Annotated in this window: 4 protein-coding genes; all 4 read left to right on the top strand. The window is 74.2% G+C overall.

Translation table 11 applies throughout. The features are described from left to right. Positions 1 to 67 precede the first annotated feature (67 nt). On the top strand, positions 68 to 904 hold the full coding sequence (locus tag FH969_RS14285) for a CPBP family intramembrane glutamic endopeptidase (RefSeq protein ID WP_139987842.1): 837 nt from the start codon (positions 68 to 70) through the stop codon (positions 902 to 904). A gap of 69 nt (positions 905 to 973) precedes the next feature. Next, entirely contained in the window at positions 974 to 4240 is a 3267-nt protein-coding gene (locus FH969_RS14275) for a lysylphosphatidylglycerol synthase domain-containing protein (RefSeq protein ID WP_180359821.1), read from the top strand. 15 nt (positions 4241 to 4255) lie between these two features. Next, complete coding sequence (locus tag FH969_RS14270; protein WP_180359820.1) at positions 4256 to 5449, top strand: PP2C family protein-serine/threonine phosphatase; 1194 nt, start codon at positions 4256 to 4258, stop codon at positions 5447 to 5449. A gap of 149 nt (positions 5450 to 5598) precedes the next feature. After that, entirely contained in the window at positions 5599 to 6588 is a 990-nt protein-coding gene (locus FH969_RS14265) for an aldo/keto reductase (RefSeq protein WP_139987844.1), read from the top strand. Positions 6589 to 6677: the final 89 nt, after the last annotated feature.

The raw sequence follows: 6677 nt of genomic DNA, 5'->3' as shown, positions 1-6677 counted from the left end.
CCCTATGAGGTCAAGGGTCTTCACCGCCCTCCAGTCGGCTCCCGGGCGCGGGTGGTAGAACCTGCCCATGCCGGACGCGAGCACCGCACCCCCCGCAGGAGCCGCTTCGCCCGCAGGGTGCCCGCCCCCGAGCACCGGGGCGCAGCGCCGCCGCTGGACCTACGAGGTCTGGCTCGTCCTCGGCGTCACGGTCCTGGGCAGCGCGACCTACGCGATCCTCAACCTCGTCGACCGTTACACGATCGACGTGCCCCTCGGCGAGCAGACCGCGGCGATCAACACCACGATCAACGCGCGCCCGTGGCTCGACCTCCTGTACCAGCTGCGCCGCATCGTCTTCCTCGCCCTGCCCGCCCTGCTGGCGCTCTACCTGCTGTCTGCGAACGGGCGCTCGGCGATGCGGCGCATCGGGCTCACGTTCGCGCAGCCGGGCCGTGACCTCCTGCACGGGATCGGCCTCGCCGCCGCCGTCGGCATCCCCGGACTCGGGGTCTACCTCGCCGGTCGCGCACTCGGCATCACCGTCGAGGTCCAGCCCGCGGCGCTCGGCGCGTTCTGGTGGACCGTGCCGGTGCTCGTCCTCGCGGCCCTCGCGAACGCCTTCCTCGAGGAGACGGTCGTGGTCGGCTACCTCGTCGAGCGGCTCAGGGACCTGCGCTGGGGCGTCGTGGCGATCATTGTCGCGAGCGCCCTGCTGCGCGGCAGCTACCACCTCTACCAGGGACCGGGGATGGCGATCGGGAACGTCGCGATGGGCGTCCTGTTCGCCTGGTACTACCTCGTGCCGTCCTGGGGCCGACGCGTGCTGCCGCTCGTGATCGCCCACACCCTCATCGACGTCGTCGCGTTCGTCGGCTACGCCCTCGCCCCGCACGCGTGGCTCGCCGCGCTCGGCCTCGCCTGAGTCCGCCGCGCACCGCGGTCCACGGTCGCCTCCGACGGCGCGAGGAGACGCCGACCTACACTCACCAGGGTGAGCCACGAGCCGGAGAGCGACCGGACCTCCGGCGTCCCCGGCTACCAGCCGACGGAACGGCTCGACCGCGCCGCCCTCGAGGCGTCGATCGGCGCCGCCGGTTCGCACCCCTCGGTCCGGCGCCCGACGGCGAGCGACCCGTCGGCGACCACGCCCACCTCTCCCGGAGCCGAGACCGAGCCGGACCCGCAGGACTCGCCCGAGCCCGAGCCCCAGGGCGGGGCGATCAGCGAGCCCGAGCCCGAGCCTGAGCCCGAGCCCCGGGGCGAGCCCGAACCCCAGGCCGACGCCGCCGGCGAGCGCTCGGAGCCCGACGCGGACGCCGACGCGGACCCAGACGCGCCCACCACCCCCGAACCCCCGCTCGAGCGCGAGACCGCCGAGATCGTGCGTCGCCTCCCGCAGCTCGCCACCGGCGCACCCGCGCCCGAGCGCGAGGTGACGATCCTCGACCTGCCCGTCTACCGCCTGCGGCGACCCGGCGACCTGGTCGCGGCCGTCGTCGCGGTGGTGGGGATCGCCGTCGTGCTCCTGCTCGCGGTCTTCGCGCACGCGACGACCGAGGGCGTGACCCAGGACGTCCAGAACGCGCTGCCGGCGGCGCTGCGCGCCGTCCTGCTCGCCCCGGTCAACTTCCTCGAGGGCGTCGTGACGGTGCTGCTGCCGGCCGCGGTCGTCGTCGAGCGCCTGATCCGCCGCCAGCCGCGGCTCGTGCTCGAGGCGATCGTCGCCGCGACGATCGCGGCGCTGCTCACGGTCGCCGCGATGTGGGCCCTGACGACGTTCGGCTCGCAGGCGCTCATCGACGGCGTCACCACCGTCACGACGCCGCGCACCTCGTTCGTCCCGGGCATCGCGGCGCTCGCCGCGCTGCTCACCGTCACCGGCTCGACCGACCATCGCCGCCTCGTCGCGTGGACCTGGAACCTGCTCTGGGTCACGCTCGTGCTGCAGGTCCTGCGCAACGGCATGACGCTGCCGGGCGCCCTCACCTCGGTGCTGGTGGGCCGCACGGTCGGGATGGCGGCGCGCTACCTCACCGGCGTGCTCGGCGACCGCGCCTACGGCGAGCACCTCGTCGGTGCGCTGCGCCGCTGCGGCATCGACCCCGTGCGCGTCCTGCGCATCATCGACGGGCGCCCGATCGAGGGCGCCGAGCCCGTCGTCGTCGTGACCGACGACCCGATCGGGTACGTCACCGACAGCGGCGTGTCCGCCGACCTCGCGCCCGACGCCGAACCCGAGTCCGCGACGTCGGCCGGCGGCGAGCAGCACGAGGACGCGCCCGACGGCGAGCCCGCCACGGCGCACGACGCGACCCTGCGCGAGGCGAGCCACGGCACGGGCGACCCGACCGCGGCGGCGCGCCCCGCCGTCGTGGGCGCGCGGGAGAACGAGGCGCACGACGCCGCGGCCGGCCCGACGACGGCGGCGACCGCCCGCGAGCGCCTCACCACGACGTGGGACTTCTCCTCCGAGATCCCCGTCATCACCGAGGAGATCCCGCCCGCCGCGACGCAGGCACAGACGCCCCACGGCACCCGGCCCACGTCCGCCGAGCGCGGCCGCCCACCGCTGCGCACCGCGACGGCCGTGATCGGCGAGGAGGAGGGGGAGAACCGGATCTACTCGGTGCGCGACTCCTCCGGCCGCGTCTGGGACGTCGGGGTGCTCGACGGCGACCGGCAGGTCGTCGGCGCGCTCGCCGCGTTCTGGTCCGCGATCCGCCTGCGCGGCCTGCGCACCCGCACGGTGGTGTCGCTGCGCGCCGCCGTCGAACGTGCGGCCCTGATGTCCTACGCGGCCGACGCCGCCGGGGTGCGCACGCCCACACTGCGCGGGCTCACCACCGAGCAGGACTCCGCGATCCTCGTGTCCGAGCACGTCTCGGGCACCCGCACGTTCGCCGACGTGCAGACCCGCCACCTCACCGACGAGGTGCTGGACCGGATATGGGCGCAGGTCCGGGCCGCGCACGCCGCCGGCCTCGCACACCGCAACCTCGACGACCAGGCGATCCTGCTCGACGCCGACGACGAGGTGCTCCTGACCGGCTGGACCCAGGGCGAGGTGTCCTCCCCCGAGCTCGCGCGGCGGCTCGACCTCGCGCACCTGCTGGCGCTGCTCGCCCTGCGGGTGGGCGCCGAGCGCGCCATGGCGAGCGCCGCGCGCACGCTGACGCGCGAGGACCTCATCGCGATCGCGCCGATCCTGCAGCCCGTCGCGCTCCCCGAGCGCACGCGCGCGGAGGCCCGCCGGAACAAGAAGGTGCTCGCGGAGGTCCAGGAGATCCTCGTCGGCGTCATCCCGACGGTCGCGGACGTCCAGCCGATGCAGATGCGCCGGTTCTCGGTGCGCACGATCGTCACGGTCACGGTGGCCGCCGTCGCCGGCTGGCTCGTCCTGACGTCGTTCAACCTGCAGCAGATGGTCGAGTTCGTGCAGGAGGCGAACCCGGCCTGGCTGGCCGCGGCGTTCGTGCTCGGCCTGCTCACGTACATCGGCTCGGCGATGGGGCTGGTGGCGTTCGCCCCGGTCCGGCTGTCCCTCTGGCGCACGTCGCTCGTGCAGATCGCGGCCTCGGTCGTCGCGCTGGTCGCACCCGCCGGCGTGGGACCGGCCGCGATGAACCTGCGGTTCCTGCAGAAGAACCGGCTCGACACCCCGATGGCGGTCGCGACGGTCGCCCTGGTGCAGGTCTCCCAGTTCGTCACGACGATCCTGCTGCTCATCGGCATCGCCCTGGTGACCGGCTCCTCCGGCGCGCTGGACACGCTGCCGTCGGGCGCCGTCGTGATCGGGGTCTCGGCCGTCGCGGCCGCGGTGGGCGTCGGCCTGCTGCTGCCCCGCGTGCGCACGTGGGTGTTCGCGAAGATCCGGCCCACCCTGCAGCAGATCTGGCCGCGGCTCGTGTGGGTCGTGGGACAGCCGGGCCGCCTGCTCATGGGTCTGGGCGGCAACCTCGTGATGACCGTCGGCTACATCGCCGCGTTCGGCTGCACGCTCGCGGCGTTCGGCGAGAGCATCCCGCTCACGTCGCTCGCGATCGTCTACCTGGCCGGCAACGCGGCCGGGTCGGCGGTGCCGACCCCGGGCGGCATCGGCACCGTCGAGCTCGCGCTCAGCTCGGGCCTGCGGGCGGCCGGCGTGGGCGCGGCGGCCGCGCTCGCGAGCGCGTTCGTGTTCCGGCTGCTCACGTTCTGGATCCGCGTCCCGCTCGGCTGGCTCGCGCTGCGCTGGTTGCAGAAGCGCAACCTGGTGTAGGGGAGAATGGCGAGGATGTCCGTCTCCTTCCGCGCCGCCGCGGCCACCGACCTGGGGACCGTGCGGACCAACAACGAGGACTCCGCGCTCGTCAGCGCGCGCCTCGTCGCGCTCGCGGACGGGATGGGCGGGCACGCGGCGGGCGAGGTCGCCTCGGCGGTCGTGATGCGGGCCCTCACCGAGCTGGCGCGCAGCGGGCGGCTCGCCGCGGTCACTCTGACCGACGCGGTGCAGCACGCGCGCGACACCCTGCGCGCCATGTCGCACGCCGATCCCGAGATGTCCGGCATGGGCACCACGCTCGTCGCCCTCGCCGACACCCCCGCCGGCATCAAGCTCGTGCACATCGGCGACTCCCGGATCTACCGCCTGCGCGACGGCGTGCTCACGCAGCTCACCACCGACCACACGCACGTGCAGCGGCTCGTCGAGACCGGCCGGCTGAGCCCGGACCAGGTCCGCAACCACCCGTTCCGGTCGGTCATCCTGCGCTCCATCGACGACACCGGCGACGACCTGCCCGACGTCGGCCGGACCGCGGAGGTCGCCGTCGGGGACCGGATCCTGCTGTGCAGCGACGGGCTCTCGGACTACGTCACCGAGGAGGCGTTCGCCCCCGTGCTCGCATCCGGGGACGCGCACGAGGCGGCGGAGGGGCTGGTGGCGCTCGCGCTCGAGGTCGGGACGCGGGACAACGTGACCGCGATCGTGCTGGACGTCGTCCCGCGGGACGAGGGCGAGCTCGCTGCTGCCGACGGCGCCTCCCCCCACATGCCCGACGGCGTGCTCACGCTCGGCGCGGACCTCACCCCCGAGCACCTCACCGACCAGGCGCGCGCGGTGCTCGAGGCGTCCTTCGCCGCGTGGCAGCCGGGGCAGGTTCCGGCGCCGCCGACGGCGACCGAGCCGGCCGGACGTCCGGTCGACGCCGCGCACGCGTCCGACGGCGGGGCGCAGCCAGGCGACGACGTCGCCGTCGCGTCGGCGTCGGCCGCGGTGGCGGACGGTTCCGACGACACGGGGGACACGTCGTCGAGCGATCCGCCCGCCGACGGGACGCCGGCTACTGCCACCCGCGAGCGCGGCTCGGGCGGGGACGACGACGCACCCACCCTCGGGCCGATGACGATCCGGGAGAGGCTGTGGCTCGGCCTCGTGCTGGTCGCGTTCGCCGCCACGACGGTCGGGGTCTGGATCACCCAGTCCTGACGCGCGAGGCAGGCGCGCGAGCGCCGGCCCGGTGCAGAGAGGCTGGCTCGCCGTCGGGCACGTGCGGGCGAGCGGGTGCCGAACGTCCCTAGCATGTCGGGGTGGACGTCTTCCCTGCCTACACCCCTGCCCCCGACCGGTACCTCGCGATGGCGTACTCGCCTTCGGGGCGTTCGGGTCTCCGCCTGCCGCGCGTCTCGCTCGGCCTGTGGCACAACTTCGGCGACGCCAACGACCGCGTGACGCAGCGCGACATCCTGCGCACCGCGTTCGACCACGGGGTGACGCACTTCGACCTCGCGAACAACTACGGCCCGCCGTACGGCGCCGCGGAGGAGAACTTCGGCCAGCACCTCGCGCGCGACTGGCGCCCGTTCCGCGACGAGCTCGTCATCTCCTCGAAGGCGGGCTACGACATGTGGCCCGGTCCGTACGGGGACGGCGGGTCGCGCAAGTACCTCGTGGCGTCGCTGGACCAGTCGCTGCGCCGGATGGGCCTGGACTACGTCGACATCTTCTACAGCCACCGTCGCGACCCCGACACCCCGCTCGAGGAGACGATGGGCGCGCTGGACGCGATCGTGCGCGCGGGCAAGGCGCTGTACGTGGGGATCTCGTCCTACAACGCGGCCGACACCGCCCGCGCCGCCGCGATCCTGCGCGAGCTCGGCACGCCCCTGACGATCCACCAGCCGCGGTACTCGATGCTGGACCGCTGGATCGAGCAGCCCGGCGCGCACGACTCCGACGACGAGCGCTCGCTGCAGGAGGTGCTGGACGCCGAGGGCGTCGGCTCGATCGTGTTCTCGCCGCTCGAGCAGGGGCTGCTGACCAACCGATACCTCGACGGCGTGCCGGAGGACTCCCGCGCGGGCCACGACGGCCGGTACTTCCGCAGCGAGCACCTCACGCCCGAGCGGCTGGCGAAGGTCCGCGCGCTCGGGCCGATCGCCGAGGGGCGCGGGCAGACGATCGCGCAGCTCGCGATCTCGTGGGTGCTGCGCGGGGGCCGGGTGACGTCGGCGATCGTCGGGGCGTCCTCGAGCAAGCAGCTGCTCGGGACGGTGGCCGCGGCGTCGGCGCCGGACCTCTCCGCGGACGAGATCGCGGCGGTGGAGGCCGCCCTCTCCGCGAGGTGATCTTCGTCCTTTCGCGAGAGGAAGTCCGTCCTTTCGCGAGAGGAAGTCCGTCCTTTCGCGAGAGGAAGTCCGTCCTTTCGCGAGAGGAA

The sequence above is a fragment of the Miniimonas arenae genome (genome assembly GCF_006351005.1).
GTDB classification, from domain to species: domain Bacteria; phylum Actinomycetota; class Actinomycetes; order Actinomycetales; family Beutenbergiaceae; genus Miniimonas; species Miniimonas arenae.
The sequence above is the reverse complement of the archived record's forward strand: the minus strand, read 5'-3'. Positions and strand labels throughout refer to the sequence as shown.

Coding starts and splice junctions, on each gene's coding strand:
- FH969_RS14270 (WP_180359820.1), top strand. CDS start 4,256: ATGTCCGTCTCCTTCCGCGCCGCCGCGGCCACCGACCTGGGGACCGTG.
- FH969_RS14265 (WP_139987844.1), top strand. CDS start 5,599: ATGGCGTACTCGCCTTCGGGGCGTTCGGGTCTCCGCCTGCCGCGCGTC.
- FH969_RS14285 (WP_139987842.1), top strand. CDS start 68: ATGCCGGACGCGAGCACCGCACCCCCCGCAGGAGCCGCTTCGCCCGCA.